The sequence below is a fragment of the Dyadobacter chenhuakuii genome, from assembly GCF_023821985.2.
GTDB lineage: Bacteria > Bacteroidota > Bacteroidia > Cytophagales > Spirosomataceae > Dyadobacter > Dyadobacter chenhuakuii.
In genome coordinates, this window is the sequence record NZ_CP098805.1 from 2,331,880 (window position 1) to 2,348,632 (window position 16,753).

Genomic DNA, 16,753 nt, shown 5'->3' on the forward strand with positions numbered 1-16,753 from the left:
TCATTTCTGGAAAATGATGTGGATCGAGGCGCCTTGTGTTTTCTCGGATTCGGCCAGCAGGCGCGCGTTAATCAATGCGCTTACTTCCTTTACAATCACGAGCCCCATTCCAAAGCTATCGGGATCCAGTCCGGCGCCGGGCACTTTCTCATCGCTATTGATCCACCGGATGATGGCGGGCTCCATTCCGGGCCCGGTGTCCTTCACGATGAGGTGAAGCGAATCACGATAATCTATATGTGTTACTTCAATGGTGCCTCTGCTGGTCACTTTGTTTGCATTGTCGATCAGGTTATGAAGCACGATGCTAAGCAATTGCAAATTGCTTTTCAGGATCACGCCTTGCGAAACCGTATTGATAAATTCATTGCCGCTGCTTTCCGCTTCGGCCATAAAAATGGCAAACTTCTGGTCAACCAGTTCGTGCACGTCCAGATAATTGAAAGTCACACGCGTATTCCTGTAACGAAACTGCGTGTATTCCAGCAGGTTTTTCATAAAATGATAAAGCCGGTAACTCGACTGGCTTATAGCGCGGATCGTAGGCAAGTCGGGGTTGCTTTTTGCCAGGCGACCGGTGGTTGCCATCAGGAAGCGGAGCGGGCTTTTAATATCATGCGAAATACTGGCCAGCAACAATTTCTGGTGGCTAAACTCGGATTCAAGCTTGCGCTGCGATTCTTCCAAATAAGATAAACTCGATGTAAGCTCCGTTGTCCGGGCATCCAGCGCGGAGATGGTCGAGTAAAAGGAGTTGAAAAAGTAATAGTTGATCAGAAAAAGAAAGAAGAAGTTATGCAGTAACAGGATCGCAACTGTCATTTTACTGACGCCCATCGGCCCCCACGGAATGGCAGCCCCAAGCTGATGTTCCAGATACATATAAATGAAAAAGGGTAAAATAGCGACCAGCGAATAAAAGAGCCCCCATTTATTACCCAGGCCATAGAACGCGTAAATGCTGATGATCACCACATATTGGAGCGTGACCACATGGAAACCCTCTTTATAAAAAAACAGATTGGACCAAATAATGACCAGGAAGATCAAAATAGCCATGTGAATGGCCTTTTTCCATTTCAGCCCCAAACGCAGAACGACATAATAGAGGATCACAACGACCATCAACAGCCCGATCCGTTTGGTTTGGACAGCGTGATTTTCAAGAATGTAAAATACAAGCAGTATAGTGGTCGTGATCAATCTCAAATGGAGCGATAACGATAACACTTTGATGCGTGCAATATTAAGAGCATTTGTTTCCCCAGCCAGCTGTTTTTGAACGGGCCAATCAATAAAAGATAAATTCATGTAACATTCAGTACTCTCCCGAAATAATATACTTTGAACAATCGGACGAAGGAAATCTTACGGCTCCGAAACAATAATAATGGGTTGCAACGAATTTTGAAAGAGGGAGGATACCTGAAATAAAAACCAAATCTATATAAATAAATGTCACCGGCAATGTAGAGAAATCGCTACAAGAGAATTCACAGCTATCTACAACCAATATTGCTTTGACATTGTAAATTTGTTTATTCTTTCTTTTGAAATGGCTTGTGTTATTGGCAGAAAGAATCACCCAAGAATGAACGTAATGAAATACGTTATAAACGTTGAGTATATCTTACACCTTCCGGTCCTGCCGTGAAGGTGTTTTGTTTATTATGATACGGCGTTGAGAACCGGGAGAAGTTAAGCAGAGGAACGAGAGCAGGTAATGTGCTTACTTTTTTGATTGTAACAGAGGAACGACTTAAATTCAAGTAATCGTCGGAAGTGCTAGTTTCCCCCGGCTCTTTCCTGTGCCTGTCTTTTGGATTTTTTCACTTCCCCTGGCGTAAACTCACCATTGATCCATCTTACAAAATTCTTTGATTGAACCTGGTAGACCTGTGCAGACAAAGGTTTCAAATCTGAATTTTCAATTTCCTTGAGATAATCGGCAAGTAACCGGTTAATCTCTTCCAAATACTGACTCTGCGTTCTCATGTGCAATGTTAATTAATAATGATAATGTGTTTAAATTAAGTCTGAAACAGGCAGACTCTTCCTTTATTCGAATACAATTATAATTATTCATTTTTTCGCAATTTTATTTTTGGGGTGATCCCTTGTTTTTTCAGGGTGTAGCGTGATTTTGGCGGGGAAACCCTCTTTACAGCTTACTCAACCGGCCCCGTAATGCCAGTCCCTATTTATGCGATAAGGGCTATACGCAATGCGTACAGCCCTTACTGTTCATGGCTAACAAATATTGAAAAACTATTCTTTACTCCGCAGATACACATCGTTACTGATCGATTCCAGCTTCACCTCCGGCCCTCCGCCATTCAGTGTGCCTTCCAGCAAATAACCCACGATCGGGTTTTTCTCTTTTTTGTTTTTAAAATCAATGTCAAAATCGGAATAGACTTCTCCGGTTATGGTTTTCAAGGCAACACTTATCCCCTTGGATTTTGGCCAGCTCATATCCACAAATCCGCTGATCGTTTTCGCATGAACGGTTGTAGTAGCGCCCTGAATGTCGATATTCCCGTCGATCGTTTCCAGTTTGAGCTTGGCATTACGCGGCAGAAACACCTGGTAATTTATTTCTTTGCACAAATAGTATCGCTGCTTTCCATCCTTATCATTCCATGAGCTCCGATTGTTTCCGGGACAATCTTCCGCTTTGCCCTGTCGGAGCAGTTTATCATCAAATCCAACCTCTACAATCACTTCATCGGACGTTGCGCGGTCGGTTACGAGCAGTGCGTCGTTTAACTGATTGTTATTGATGACCGCCCGGATTTTCACGTAAACTTCCTGTTTGTCCCAATAGCGGACCTGAATGCTGTCGGCAAACTTCAAGTTCAGGTTCGCGGTTTGCCCTTCCTTGTAAGGCAACTTTTTTTCAATGATTTTCTGGGCAGATAAAGGTCCTGCGAGCAATGCTAAAACGATTATTAAAAGTCTGTTTTTCATAACATTATATGGCCAAGGTGGTTATTTTTTCCTGATGTAGATATTACCGCTGATCGTATTGAGCTGCATTTCAACCCCGCCGCCGTTTGTCGAGCCTTCTATGTTGCTTCCACCGCCCACTTTGGAAAGCCCGTCTTTGGTGTTTCTGGTGCCTAGATCAAAATCTGTGTACATTTCACCGTTAATGGACCGCAGCTTCATTGTCGACTTTGCGGTTGCAGGCAATGTCACATCCACTTCGCCGCTGATGGACGAGATTGCGGTCGGCTTTGTCTGGTTTAGTGCGGAAAAAACGACGTCCACGTCACCACTTGTCGTGTTGGCCACCACCGGCCCGGTAACACTGGTCAGCTGAATGTTGGCACCATTGGTTTTAATTTCAAGATCTCCATCCATATTGCTGATCGCGATCTTGGATCCGCCCTGCCAGTTCACTTCCTGAAAAAGCACCGAAACCTGCCTGGGTATACGGATCGTGTATTTGGCCTCCTTGCGCGTCACTTTCTCCACTTTGATCCCGCTCGCATCCGTCGTAACCGAAAGGCCCATTCCCGTGTTGTCTACACCGGCATAATACAATGGTTTCAAACCCTTTGCCCGCTCTGGCGGCGCTTCATAACCCGAAGTCGTCTGGATCACAATTTCATCGCCCGCATATCCTTCGATCTTCACCTGACTGGCAGCCATTTCGATAGTTACCTTTTTATCTTTCGAGTTGGCCAGCTTGGCTTTGTATTCTGGCGTCTGAGCTATGGATTCGGCAAGGCACAGCAAGCAACCCATACTTATTAAAAGTATTTTTTTCATGGTTTTAATTGAAATATAAATGGAATAAAAAAGCGTAATCTCTTTTCAGAAGCACTTAAACGTCCGCAGCGATAAGCTCGCTGACTCCCTGCTGCGCTTTAAGCCGGACCACTTCCAACACTTCCTCGTTTCTGGCCAGTTGCTGAAATGGTTCAACCGCCCGCTTTTCTTTGGTTGAAACAAGGATTTCGATCAGCATAATCTGAATGTTGGGATCGGTTTGAATAGCCAGGGAATGCATCAGCGCTTCCGCTACATTATCCTCATTATCAAACCGTTGCAATGCCTGACAAGCTGCAAGCCTGACATTAACATTCGGATCGAAATTGAGTGTATTAATCAGCAGCTGCGTAATGTCCTTATCCAGGTTTGAAAGCGCATAGCTTTGATTCACAGCCTGAATGCGTTCACTGGCCGATGTGGAATTCATTTTTTCAAAAGCCAGCACATTTTTCATTTCCAGCTGCGACACCGACTCTTTTGAAGCTAACAATGGAATCTCCGCACCATCGCGCTCCTGAAATGCACGTCCTCCCAAAAACCCGACGATCAACAGCGCCAGCCCGGCAGCAATCCTTACCAGCCAGCGACCAAAAGTGCGCACCGGACTTTGTTTCGGCGGATCAAGCAACATTAATAATTCACTGCCGAATGTCAGCGACGGATGTTCGTTTCTTGCCTCAACAAAGTAACCAAACTGTGCTGCGTGGCTCATTAAATGTTCTGGAACGTCACCATTTTGGAAAAAGCGTTTAATTTCCTTTTCTTCTTCAATGGTCGTTTCGCCTTCGTAATATTTCTCTAGTAGTTTCTCAATATCCTGATCCATAATCGTTTGCTTTAAGATAATTCTCCCGAAGCTTCTGCCTCGCCCTCGAAAGGATTGTACGAATGTTCGCATTGCTCAATCCCGTAACCTGCTCAATCTCCTCGAATGAATATTCTTCCACGTCGCGCAAATGCAGCACTAGTTTGTGCTGTTCGGGCAGCTCGCCGATGAGCTTGTGGATGAGCGCGGCGCTGTCGCTGTTTTCCAGTTGCCGGTGCGGCGACAATTCCGCTGCCTGCACGCTGGTAACGTCTGCACCGTTTTGCATTTTCTGCTTATGATGCGATTTGAGCCTGTCCATACAGAGGTTTTTCGTCATCTGCACAGCCAGTGCTTCGACACTATGATACGTTTCCAGCTGCTGCCTGTTCGTCCACAACCTCAGCAACACATCCTGAATGGCATCTTCCGCTTCCTCGCGGTTGCGAAGAAACATTTGCGCCAATCTGAAAAGGCGTCCCTGCACGGGAAGGATGCGTTGGTTAAAGGCTTGTAAATCCATTCACATACAAAGACGACCAAGCCAGCGCTTCGTTACAGGTTGGGGGAAAATTATTTTTCAATCAGGCTTAAAATTGTTTTGTGTTTGCTTCCAGTAAGCTGTATCTGGACTTTTTCTAATATTAAACGTTTGCACTTGGATGAGATCAAAAAACATTTTTTAGATTTGAAGCTCACTAAAATACACACGGAATAAGGCTATATGGAAGCACTAAACATTTTATCTTCTATCGTCATCATCACAGCAGTTGGGGCGGTGGTTTACAAAACTGCGAAGCTTTTTTACAAGCTGATTACTAATGCAGATCTAACTGTAACCAACAAAAGAACCGGAAAATCCATAAAAATGGGAGCCCACCCTACTCCTGGTTTTGCGGAAAAACTACTGGATGTGCTTAATTCATGACCAGTGTTACTTCTCAATCCGGCAATGCCCCAAAAAGACAGGCTGTCAAGGTTACAGGAATCACTTTTGTTTTGACCAGCATTGCCAATAAGGTCAGTGATCCCATCTACAAGGATTGGCTGGTATCTTTAAGTCCATTGTTCGGGTATTTGCTTCATCTGGTTTATGCGGTCGTAGCATGCGAAATTTCATTTGCTTACTTTCAAAACCGTGTCAATCGCTTTGTGAAAGAATTAAAGCTAAGAAAAACAGATCCGGAATGCGATGAAATTGAATCAAAGCAGATCGACAAAGAGATGGCCGATATGCGCAAAGTTCTCATAGAAAGGCGTATAAAAGATCTCAACGCCCGGTTTTAATCTCCGCATCAGGCAGCTTTTCAGTCGCTCAATCCTGACTTACTGCACCAGGAAACTATGAACGGAGTGTTGCGGCGGTTTTCTTGAATGGGACTGCTTTGATGAGGCGGGTGTTATTGAATTCTTCTATCGTTCGCACATTTTCTGCGGGGATAATGCCGCGGTTGATCCAGTTTACAACCGTTTCCACATTCTTAACCTGAAAACGGTGACAATATTCCTTGATTGTCACCCATTCAGCCAGGTCAACAACTTCACCCTGACTGATCAGGTAATTAGTGGCTTCCTTAATGGCAGCATCTGCCCCTGCGAGCAGCCGCTCGATTTCTTGCGCCAGATCTGGCATAGCTTTCATTTGATTATCACCTTCGACGACCATTTTTTCAATCATTTAAAGATTCCAACTTCTCAATCAAATCCTGCAAGGCCTCAATCTTACTCCAGATTTCCAATCTCTGATCTTCCGTCATCTCCTCGGATCTGTCCCTCAGTAACTGCCTAAGCGCAGCCAAGTGCATTCTCAAACTGAATAACTGCATAGTGTGTATTTTAAACAAATATAATACTGTTTGGCAGCCAAACAAACAATAGCCGGACAGAAATTTCAAGGGGAACATCAGGGCATTTCTTGCCAAACTGGCATAACCCCTAATTACATTTCAGACACAGGAAATTGCAATCCGGATGGCGGATAGCACATATTGCACAACTTCAATCTCAATTATGCGGATTGCTGGGCTAATTTGTCGTGAAGTTAAATGCATTGTTCCTCAATATTCTTAGCCATGAACCTGAAATTTTCTACTGTTATCCTCAGCACCGCGCTGGTCGGTGGAACCATTACGGCCATTTGTCTCAGCATTTGCCAAAAGCCCTTGCCCCAGGAAGCCTTGGAAGCGAAGGCTGTACCAACAGAAACTGTGCCGAATTGTAAATATGAATACGACGAGATTGCCCATAAGCTCGTGGCTTACAGTCCGACAGGAAAATGCGCGGCTGGCCAGAGAAATTTCTCTTTCAAGATCGGCAGCCGGATTTCAGATCTTACAAACGGATCATTGACAGAGCCTCAGATTGTTACGCTTTAAATTCATTGCGCTGTCTCAAACATCTCTTCGTAGTGTGGCGATGGCGTGAGTATGCCTCCGCTTTCAGCATAGAATGTTGCGTCGGTGAGGTAAACACCTTTTTGTGTGCGGACCCAGGAACCGTCTTTTTTGGGATGATAGGTCATTAATTTCTCCCAGTTTTTGTAATACTGATGACCATTCGTCTCCTGTAAACCAACGGTCATGCCTGGAAATGGCTGCAACCTTGCCGCAACATTCTTGTTCCAGTCTACCAGAATCGGATTAACTGTCAGGTCGGCGCAGAAGCAGGGCACCTTTTTTTCGTAGGCGAGTTGCGTGATTTTCATGGTCATGCTCAGCGTTTTAGCAATCGCTTTGACGGCAATAGCACTGTAACCCAATTCGATCCGGTGCGCTGCATCCTCCACGGTGTGCGCACTTTCGTCGGCGGCTACGCGTACGCCCATATCACCCACAAAAGCCTCGTTACGCTCTTCAAACGGCTCTTCGATCACCGCAATCTGGTCGAATGCACCGATCTTTCGCGCATGATCCAGGAAACGGAGCAATGTTTCTTTTTTCTCATATCGCCCGTTTGCATCAAAATAATACGGGATCTTGCCATTCTGGGTGTAGGGCGTTTCGTAATGTCCGATTGCCTTGTGTACCGCGCTCAGGAAGGCAATGTCCTTCTCGATCATTTCCTGTTGCGTTCCCGCTGAGCCGGTTTTCAATTTCATGATAAAATAACCTTCATCGGCTGCCTGCTTGATCCGCTCCGCCGAAGTCCCTACACTGAAAGACGGAATACTCGCCACTTTTTCGTGCCTGTGTGGCAAGCCGGGCTGGTATGCCGCGGGAATAAGCTTATCGAATTGATCAATGTTGTTTTCTTTGGCATATAAAAGCCATGCAGCATTGTCAACACTTACCAATGCATTGAGTGCAAACGTTTTACGCAGGTCAGGGTTGCCCGTGATCTTTTTTCCGTAAGCCAGAACCTCCGGCAGGATGTCGTCCAGCAATTTTACCGGATCTGAGAATGTCGTGCCTTTGATCATTTGCAGAGACCGTTCCGTCATGGCATACATCAAAGCATTGCCGGCGCTTTCAGAATGTCCCGCAAAGACCTTGGAATCAGACCATAACACGCCCTGTGTGCCAATCCCAATTTTCCTGGTCCCGGATTCGGACTCCAGCAGGGAAATTGCCTGCCAGCTGTCTGTGATAGCGCTTCCCTTAAACCTGTACGGGTTCAGCGGCTCTCTTTCAAAGTTGGAATTAACGTTTTTGATCCGTATCGTTTTCATGGGTTTAGGAAGATGCGTAGATGCGCTTGTGATTTCCGGCGCCAGCATGCCGGCCGCCGCGATGACGCCTGCCCGGTTGATGAAGTCGCGCCGGGAAATGTTTTCATCGTTTTTTAAGAACATGGAAATTACCTTTTACAGACAGTTTATTCAAAGGACTCAGAAATGCACAACTACCCTGACAGGGCCATGTTTCCCGGATTATTCACATGTTTTTTCCGTTGCCTAAGTTTTTTGCAATGGATTGTTCCGGTTTTCCTATCTAAAAATGGAAACCAGTATATTTGACCTTAATCCTCCTCTCGCTGCGTTTTTATTAATGATTGCAGCTTAGTAAAACCAACTGAACTTATTACTCAATGCTCTTTACAAAAAATGTAATGTATGAACGACGTGCACTTGCTTTTGATTGATGACGAAGTACAATATAGCGAGCTGACAAAAGAATACCTGGAAATGCGGGGCTGCAAGGTCACTCTCAAACACGACGGCATGGCCGGCATGGACGCATTTAAGCAAAAACCTTTTGACCTATGCGTTCTGGATGTGAAAATGCCCAAAAAGGATGGATTTACGCTCGCTGCCGAAATCAAGGAAATGAACGAGACTATCCCGATTATTTTCCTCACGGGCCAGTCGCTGAAAGAAGATAAAATCAAGGGCCTGACGATAGGCGCGGACGATTATCTGACCAAGCCTTTCAGTATGGAAGAGCTTTATCTGCGCATACGAGCCATTTTGAAGCGGGTCAAAATCCATGAAAAAGTACAGGTGATTGATCAATTCAACATCGGATGTTCGAGCTTTGATGCCGGCTTGCGCGAATTGGCGGTGATGGATAAAGTTATTAAGCTGACTTCTATTGAATCCAAATTACTGAAAATGCTTTGCGAGCACGAAAACAAGGTCCTTACCCGCGAAGTGGCGATGTTTGGGATTTGGGGAGACGAAGAGGCGTTTCGCGGTTATAGTCTCAACGTATATGTAAGCAAGATCCGAAAGTTTCTCAAAGAAGATTCCAAGGTCGAAATCCTGAATTTGCATGGGGAAGGTTACAAACTGATCAGCAAGTTATAGCAAATGGATCTTACTTTTTTACGCGACCTCATGAACGGAGACGAAAGGCTGGTCAGCAACTTCGTCCGGATCTTTCGCGAACAAGCACCGAAGCAGATCGAAGAAATCCAGGAAGCACTCGCTAATGAAGACTGGGAAAACTTCTCCAATCTGGTCCACAGTCTCAAAACCCAGTATGCCTATCTGGGACTAACCGACTTATCAGAGCAAATGAAGATCATGGAGTTCGAAGTGGACAACGGCGATAAAACCCAGCTGAAACCCTTACTGGAACACTTCCATAAAGAATTCCGAATTCTTTCTGAAAAAGAGCTACAATAAGGGATCATTGCCCGTTCATTCAAACAACTTCCCCCGCCAACAACCTCCTGATCCTTGCCTTCAACTTTTTCGCTTCAATGGGCTTAGTGATATAATCGTCCATCCCGGCTTCTTTGCATTTCTGGGCTTCGGCCGGATTGGCGTTTGAAGTAAATGCAAGGATCGGGATTCGGCGGCCCTTCTCCCCTTCCCTGATCGCCCGTGTGGCCTGATACCCGTCCATAACGGGCATTTTTACGTCCATGAGCACAATGTCAAATGTGTGTTCCTGTAACTTCTGAAGCGCAATCTGGCCATTATCGGCAATGACGATCTGCACGTCAGGGATCAATTTTTTCAATGTTTCCTCGGCCACTACCTGATTGAAAAGGTTATCCTCTACCAAAAGTATTCTCGTTCCGGAAAGAGAAACGCCGTCATCGCGGTCCTCATTATCATCGGCTTCACTGCTGCCGCAAACTTCAAATGACAGGTTAAAAGAGAACTCGGTGCCTTGCTGGACCTGGCTGGAAACGGTCATTTCTCCACCTTGCTCTTCCACAAGCCGCTTCGCGATAAACAGGCCTAATCCTGTTCCCGTTTGCTTGCTGTTCAGGTCTTCGTCCAGGCGCGTGAATGTTTCAAAAATGTATTGCAATTTCTCTTTCGCGATGCCTATGCCTGTGTCTTTGACTGTAAAAAGCAACTCTTCTATTCCCCTGGCAGCCGATATGCGCTTTACCTCAATCTTAACCGACCCAAAATCAGTGAATTTCACAGCATTACCAGCCAGGTTGAGCAGGATCTGGTGAAGCCTCAGCGGGTCGCCGACCAACTGATCGCTGACATCTTCTGCCACCGAAATGTCCAGGCCAATGCCTTTTTCCTCCGCAATAACCTTTAAAATATATCCCAAACGGTTCATCCGGTCGCGTATATGAAAGGGTTTTTGAACGAATGAAAACTTGCCTGCCTCGATTTTTGAATAATCCAGAATATCATTGATAATCGCCAGCAAATTCTCCGACGAATAGCGGATTCCTTTGGCATATTCAAGCTGTCGGGGGCTAAGCGGCGTGTCGAAGATCAGCTCTGACATACCAATGATGGCCGTCATGGGCGTGCGGATCTCGTGGCTCATGTTTGCAAAGAATTGCTCTTTAAACTTGGATTTCTCCTCCACAAGCATCTTTTGCCGCTCTATTTCCTCCTTCTGAACCTGGATTTCTGTCGTCCGGACAGCCACCTTTTTTTCCAGGTTTTCGTATAAAATCGAGTTTTCGATGGAAACGGCGATCTGGCCAGAAAGCAGTTTAAGCAGTTCAGTGCGCTCATGCGTAAATGCGCCGGTGGTGAGGTTGTTTTCGAGATAAAGCACGCCCACGATCTTTCCCTGGTTCATGGCCGGAATGCAGAGCACAGAGCGGATGTCGTTTCCGGATATAATGCTATCCTGACTGAATTGCTCGTCAGACTTGGCATCATTGAGGATCACATCGGTTTTAGTCTTGAAAACATGCTCAATAATGCTTTCCGGCACCAATCCGGAACCGTCCAGCGGGATCTGCCGTATATCACTTTTATCATTAGAAACCGACTGGCTTGCTTCAATATACAACTTCCCGCCCCAGTCCAGAATGAAAAACCCGGATTGTGCACCCGCATTTTCGATAGCAAATTTCATCAGCTTTTCCATCAGCCGCGCAAAAACCACTTCGCTGGAAATGGCCGTCGAGGCTTTCATTAATGTAGAAATATCCAAGGAAGAACCAATGCTGCCGCCCGCTGTCTTAGCTGGCTGGCCATGCTCGGACAGGTCGGGAGACAAGCGCAGCTGCTCGCCGAATTGCTCCTTCAACTGCCTTACCTTGATATCACAGCCCCATTTTTGGTAACATTCAATCGCGGACTGAATGTAAACCAAGCCAATGCGGGGCTGCGATTTTTCCATCCAGAAGTTCCCGCAAAGCTCATTGGCAAGCGCCTCATCCTGAGAATAATCATTCTCTTTGCTAAGCCTTACAGCCGTATCATACAAAACCGCGGCTTGCTCACTCTTCCCATTTACGCGCGCATGTTCGGCCTGCACGAGTGTATACCGGTGCTGAAAATTGACGGGCACCTGCTGCGCCCATTTTTCAAGCATTTTTTTATATCTATTGCCTGTAATTCTGTGTGTTACCGCCGAGGACTTATTGCCTGCGACAGCGTAATTCAGCAATGCATAATAGTAACAGAATAGCGGCTGGAAGAGTAAACCTTTCACATTCTGGCTATAAATAAGGGCCTTTTCCGCATGGGCTAATCCTTTGTCGTGATCCCGGGTCAGGTAACAAAGGATCATTTTGTATAAAAAGCAGGCAAAAATGCGTGTCCTGTCACTCAGGGTCAAAATGTTGGAATAATTATTCCCTTCGTTGAAGTAATCCCCGCTCAACAAAGTAGGATCAGTATTTTCTCCCAAAAGATTGGAGACGATCTGGATCAGCGGTTCATTTTGGTTGGAAATATGGTCGATAGAAATGGACTTGGGCAAATGGTTGAACTGGATCATTTCATCTTTAACCCAATTCAGGTTTTTGCCCGAAAGCAGCAAAAAGAAACTGTAAGTGCTTGATGCATAGGCGCAATACTCAATGTCACCTAACTCTATCCCTACCTTGAATGCACGTTTCAGCGGTTCAAGGGAGTGGCTGATGTGTTCGCCGGAAGACCTGCTTACAATGTTGAAAACAAGCATCGTCCGTTCCTTGATAGCAATGTTTGAAACGCCTTCCAGCAGCTTCAAACCCGTTTTTCCAAACCTGTAACACGCCGGGTTCCGGGTCTCGATCGCATTCACGATGGCCCCATATGTAATGTAAGTCAATGCAGATTCTGGCGCATTTCCGTATCTGACCGACATGCCGACCATTTTCAGCACCATAAGCGGGTATAACAGCGGGATTCTGACAAAAGCAATGGCCGTAATATTTTGCAGGATGCGCATGGCTGCCAGCATCCGGTTATCCTGCATCTGGGGAAGATTTGCCAGATCTTCAATCGCCATTCCCCGCATATGCCACTTCGATTTGGCATAGGCGGTCAGAATGTGAAAATTGTTGGGAACGGACGGGAATTTTATCCCTAATTCGGCCAGAACTGTAAGCGAAAGCCGGATCGCACCATCCAGATTTTTTGAGAAGATCAGTGCCTGAATGCGGAGCTGGCTTGCATTCATGCGCTCTTCCACAGATTTTGCGTGTTCAAGCAGTGTCGCGGTAAGCCTTTCAGTGGCTGCAATGTCGCCTGTCAGGTAAGCACATTCTGCATATTCGGTATGTAAATTCCTGAGCAGCATTTCCTGGTCATTCCAATCCTTTTCACTCAAAAAGCGCATTCCTGTTCTGAAATATTCCAATGCAACGGAATAAGCGGCCGAGATTTTGGCTTTTTTACCCGCATCAAAATTAAGTTGTGCAATCCTGTACTTCTGGCTGTCCGAATCAATTATTTCCGCACCGAAGTTGAGATGGTTTACAATGCTGAACAATTGGTTGTCTATTTCATGCGGAGACAATCTTTCCAGCATAAAATAGCCGATATCAAGGTGCAGTTCCTGTTTTCGCCCGTCGGATAGCAATGCGTATGCAGCTTGCTGCACCTGGTCGTGGACGAAAGTATAACGCGTTTTGAAAAGATATCTGTCCCGATCCGTTTTTGGCTTTTCCATGGAGACCAGCACCAGGTTTTCGGTAATGGCCTCTTTCAGATCCTCTCCCGTTTCCTGCGGCGTTTTATCATTCAGCGCCGAAAGCATTTCGAGATTAAACTCTTTTCCAATGCATGCGGCGCAGGTCAACGCCTGTTTAGCATGCTCAGAGAGCCGGTTGATCTTGTTGGTCAGTAATTCTTGCGATGAGCCAGAATCGGCATAATCAATGATAGACTGCGCATCCCACAGCCACTTTCTGTCTTGCTGGTCAAAATGGATCAGCCCATCCTTATACAATGATCTGAGTGTTTCATTGATAAAAAAGGGATTACCAAGGGTCCGGCTGGAAATAGGTTCTGCGAGTGTATCGGCAATGTGCCGCGGGCAGGAAAATGTATCAGAAATCAGCGATGAAATTTGTCCTGTGGTCAATGGAAAAAGGCCCAGCTGTCGGAAGTTGGCACCGGCTTCTTCCATTTCCCTGATCGTAACGGCAAGCGGATGGTTCACAGGCACTTCATTGTCCCGGTAGGAACCGATTATAAAGAGATATTTACCCTCCACCGAACCCATCACGCGACTCAGGAACCGCAGGCTTGAGGCGTCGGCCCATTGCAGATCGTCGAGGAAAATGACCAGCGGATGTTCTTTTTTGGTAAAGACATTGATGAAATTCGTGAAGACATTAATGAACCGGTTTTGCGCTTCTACCGGGGCAAGCGGCGGAACATCAGCCTGCTTGCCGATGATAAATTCAAGCTTTGGAATCACGTCCACAATCACTTGCCCGTAAGCGCCCACTGCCTGCATAATGTCACATTTCCAGCCGCGGAGCGCTTCGGGATCGACGGCAGAAATCTGAGTGATCAGCTGATCAAAGGCCTCAATAACCGCTTCAAACGGAATATTTTCAACATATTGTTCAAATTTTCCAGTTGCAAAAAGTGCTCCCCGGCACGTGAGTATATCCTGCACTTCCGCCACCAGCGAGGACTTCCCTATTCCGGAATTTCCATACACCAGCACCATTTCATTTTTCGAAAATGCTCGTTGGAATGCATTCAGCACGTTTTGGATCTCAGGCTCTCTCCCATACAACCGCCCCGGGATTTCAAACCGGCCGGGTGTATCGAATCGGCGGGCCTGGAACGGCGTGGCCCGGCCCGAAGGACAAAAATCCAGGCTCGCTTTGAGGTCATGGCGAATGCCTTTCGTGGTCTGATATCTGGCTTCCGGCTTCTTTTCCAGCAGGCGCATGACCAGTTCCGAAACAACGGCCGGGATTTCGGGATCGATGACGGAAGGCAATATAGGTTGTTTGGCAATGTGTGAATGCACCAGCTCATTGGGATCCGAATGTGCAAATGGCAACCTGCCCGTGAAAATCCGGTAGAAGGCGACGCCAAGCGCATAGTAGTCAGACCGATAATCCTCCTTGATATTCATCCGCCCCGACTGCTCGGGCGACATATATTCCAATTCCGTTTCGCTCTTGGGACTAAGGTTGGTTAATTTGATTTCCAACGTTTCCGGCTTAATCAGGAAATGCGCAGGTTGGAGGTCACAGTGAATGATATTGGCGTAATGCAACTCTTCCAGCGTCTTCACAAGTGCAATGCATATTTCAATACGCTGGCTTAAAGGCCGTTGCCGTGCAAGCCAATGTTCCAGCGCCAGGCCGTCAAACGGCTCCATTTCCAGGATCAGCTTGTTTTCAAATCTTGTTTTTTGAGTATATTTTAAAACAGAATTAAAAAAACGCTGATAACTCGTGCTGAATTCCCTTTCAAAGGCCCCAAAGATCGGATCCGAAGTTTCCTGGAACGTGGCGACTTTCAATGTTACCGGGCTCGAATCCACTGTCCGCACCGCTTTATATAGTGCATGCGATGTGCCTTTGTAAATTTCACTGACGATCTCGTAACCAGGAATGGATATCATGCGTATAAGTCTTTTGTTTTAATACAAACCCCACATTATCACTGCACTTAATAAAAGTAGTATCCCCGTTTATGAACTGAAACAGCGACATGCGGATTTTTATAATTTTTTATACTTTTTAATTTTTGCTTAGATTATGAAGTGGTGACGGAGGGTAGATTTGTAACATCAAAATGAACTAACCTTCTATACAATGAGAAAAATCGCGATCATGGGTGCCGGGCAATCAGGTTTGCATCTGGCAATCCGCCTTTTGAAAAGTGGTTACGACGTGACCATCATTTCGGAAAGATCGGCAGGAGAGATCTTCAATGGCCCGCCAACGGGCGCTACATATTTATTCAACGACACTTTGCAGCTTGAAAAGGAGCTTGGGCTTGACCTTTGGAGTGACACAGCCTATCATTCGACGGGCTTTAACATCAATTTCGGAATGCCTGACGGCAATCTGGCATTGAGTATCAACTCCAAAACCAGCAAACCGGGCGTGTCTATCGATCAGCGCTTGAAATTCTATCAGTGGATCAAACTTTTTGAAAGAAACGGCGGCAAGTTCATCGTCAGCGACACGACGCCATCGGACCTGCTGGCTTGTACGGAGCAATTCGATCTCGTTGTGGTTTCTTCCGGCAAGGGGCCGCTCGCCAAGCTTTTCCAGCGCGACGAGGCCAAATCCACAAGAGATAAACCTGCCCGCAAACTGCTGCAATTACACATTAATAACTTCGAACATCCCGGCAAAACCAAGTTCACTTCCATTACATTGGACGCGGTTATGGGAGCTGGCGAGATCATTACAGCCCCGTTTTATCAAAAGGACGACATTCAATGCTCATTCATGCTGGTAGAAAGCGTTCCGGGAGGTCCTATGGATGTTTTTGACGACGTAAAATCTGGTAGCGAGCAACTGGAAAAAGCCAAGAAAATGATCCGCGAGGTGCTTCCGTGGCGTTACGAAGCCTTTGCCAATGCTGAAATTATCCGCGATGATGCTTTCCTGAAAGGCTCGTTCGCACCCGTTGTGCGCAAGCCGGTTGTGCAACTCAATTCAACGGCTGCCGTCCTCGGAATCGGCGACACGGTTATCCTGAATGATCCGATCGTTGGGCAAGGCGGCAATAATGCGACCAAAATGGCCAATGCTTATGCAAAAGCAATCATTGCACGCGGGGATAAGCCATTTGATGTGGCATGGATGAACCAGACTTTTGACGATTTCTGGGAATATTCCAAACATGTGAACCGGTTCTGCGATATATTCTTGTCTCCCCCGTCACCACATGCATTCGATATTCTGGCTGCGGCCAGTCAAAATTCGGAAATCGCTTCTGATTTTATAAATGGCTTCAACCATCCGCCAAGCCTTTTTCCATGGCTCGATGATGCGGACGAAGCGCGTAAATATATTTCCAGTAAAACGGCGTCGCTGGAATCGGTCGCTTAAAACCCACGCCCGGGATTACGGGACTACGTTTCCCATAACCCCCAT

At 46.3% G+C, this 16,753-nt stretch carries 15 protein-coding genes; 6 read left to right on the top strand and 9 right to left on the bottom strand.

Translation table 11 applies throughout. The annotated features are described in order from the left end of the window. The 6 genes from NFI80_RS09640 to NFI80_RS09665 form a co-directional block, all read right to left on the bottom strand. Positions 1–1,311 (bottom strand): sensor histidine kinase, encoded by a 1,311-nt coding sequence (locus tag NFI80_RS09640; RefSeq protein WP_235163199.1) that lies wholly within the window; start codon positions 1,309–1,311, stop codon positions 1–3. 474 nt (positions 1,312–1,785) lie between these two features. After that, positions 1,786–1,995, bottom strand: coding sequence for a hypothetical protein (locus NFI80_RS09645; protein WP_235163198.1), 210 nt, complete (start codon positions 1,993–1,995; stop codon positions 1,786–1,788). A 273-nt stretch (positions 1,996–2,268) separates the two neighbouring features. Further along, positions 2,269–2,970, bottom strand: coding sequence for a DUF4097 family beta strand repeat-containing protein (locus NFI80_RS09650; RefSeq protein WP_235161729.1), 702 nt, complete (start codon positions 2,968–2,970; stop codon positions 2,269–2,271). Between the two features lie 21 nt (positions 2,971–2,991). Beyond that, positions 2,992–3,777, bottom strand: coding sequence for a DUF4097 family beta strand repeat-containing protein (locus tag NFI80_RS09655; RefSeq protein ID WP_235161728.1), 786 nt, complete (start codon positions 3,775–3,777; stop codon positions 2,992–2,994). 55 nt (positions 3,778–3,832) lie between these two features. Then, positions 3,833–4,606: a HEAT repeat domain-containing protein gene (locus NFI80_RS09660; RefSeq protein WP_235163197.1), complete on the bottom strand. Its 774-nt coding sequence runs from the start codon at positions 4,604–4,606 to the stop codon at positions 3,833–3,835. Beyond that, positions 4,590–5,108 carry a GFO_1088 family ECF-type sigma factor gene (locus tag NFI80_RS09665; RefSeq protein WP_235161726.1) on the bottom strand — a complete coding sequence of 173 codons (519 nt, stop codon included), beginning with the start codon at positions 5,106–5,108 and terminating at the stop codon, positions 4,590–4,592. The genes NFI80_RS09660 and NFI80_RS09665 overlap by 17 nt, the downstream gene beginning before the upstream one ends. Positions 5,109–5,309: 201 nt before the next feature. Between NFI80_RS09665 and NFI80_RS09670 the strand changes: the two genes are divergently transcribed. Both NFI80_RS09670 and NFI80_RS09675 read left to right on the top strand, forming a co-directional pair. Beyond that, the gene (locus NFI80_RS09670; RefSeq protein ID WP_235163196.1) at positions 5,310–5,513 is read left to right on the top strand and encodes a hypothetical protein; all 204 of its coding nucleotides are present in this window, start codon (positions 5,310–5,312) and stop codon (positions 5,511–5,513) included. Then, a complete protein-coding gene (locus NFI80_RS09675; protein ID WP_235163195.1) occupies positions 5,510–5,872 on the top strand; it encodes a hypothetical protein in 363 nt (120 codons plus the stop codon). The genes NFI80_RS09670 and NFI80_RS09675 overlap by 4 nt, the downstream gene beginning before the upstream one ends. A gap of 55 nt (positions 5,873–5,927) precedes the next feature. On the opposite strand, the gene NFI80_RS09680 is transcribed toward NFI80_RS09675, so the two are convergent. Continuing rightward, entirely contained in the window at positions 5,928–6,227 is a 300-nt protein-coding gene (locus NFI80_RS09680; RefSeq protein WP_254414172.1) for a hypothetical protein, read from the bottom strand. Positions 6,228–6,657: 430 nt separating this feature from the next. On the opposite strand from NFI80_RS09680, the gene NFI80_RS09685 reads away from it, so the two are divergent. After that, a complete protein-coding gene (locus NFI80_RS09685) occupies positions 6,658–6,960 on the top strand; it encodes a hypothetical protein (RefSeq protein ID WP_235163193.1) in 303 nt (100 codons plus the stop codon). 2 nt (positions 6,961–6,962) lie between these two features. On the opposite strand, the gene NFI80_RS09690 is transcribed toward NFI80_RS09685, so the two are convergent. Continuing rightward, positions 6,963–8,375, bottom strand: a complete 1,413-nt coding sequence (locus tag NFI80_RS09690; RefSeq protein WP_235163192.1) for a mandelate racemase/muconate lactonizing enzyme family protein — start codon at positions 8,373–8,375, stop codon at positions 6,963–6,965. A gap of 261 nt (positions 8,376–8,636) precedes the next feature. Between NFI80_RS09690 and NFI80_RS09695 the strand changes: the two genes are divergently transcribed. Next, positions 8,637–9,329, top strand: a complete 693-nt coding sequence (locus NFI80_RS09695) for a response regulator transcription factor (protein ID WP_235163191.1) — start codon at positions 8,637–8,639, stop codon at positions 9,327–9,329. A 3-nt stretch (positions 9,330–9,332) separates the two neighbouring features. Beyond that, positions 9,333–9,650: an Hpt domain-containing protein gene (locus NFI80_RS09700; protein ID WP_235163190.1), complete on the top strand. Its 318-nt coding sequence runs from the start codon at positions 9,333–9,335 to the stop codon at positions 9,648–9,650. A 19-nt stretch (positions 9,651–9,669) separates the two neighbouring features. Here NFI80_RS09700 and NFI80_RS09705 read toward each other — a convergent pair whose 3' ends face one another. Next, on the bottom strand, positions 9,670–15,264 hold the full coding sequence (locus NFI80_RS09705; protein WP_235163189.1) for a hybrid sensor histidine kinase/response regulator: 5,595 nt from the start codon (positions 15,262–15,264) through the stop codon (positions 9,670–9,672). Positions 15,265–15,457: 193 nt separating this feature from the next. On the opposite strand from NFI80_RS09705, the gene NFI80_RS09710 reads away from it, so the two are divergent. Next, a complete protein-coding gene (locus NFI80_RS09710) occupies positions 15,458–16,708 on the top strand; it encodes a styrene monooxygenase/indole monooxygenase family protein (protein ID WP_235163188.1) in 1,251 nt (416 codons plus the stop codon). The last annotated feature ends 45 nt before the right edge of the window (positions 16,709–16,753 follow it).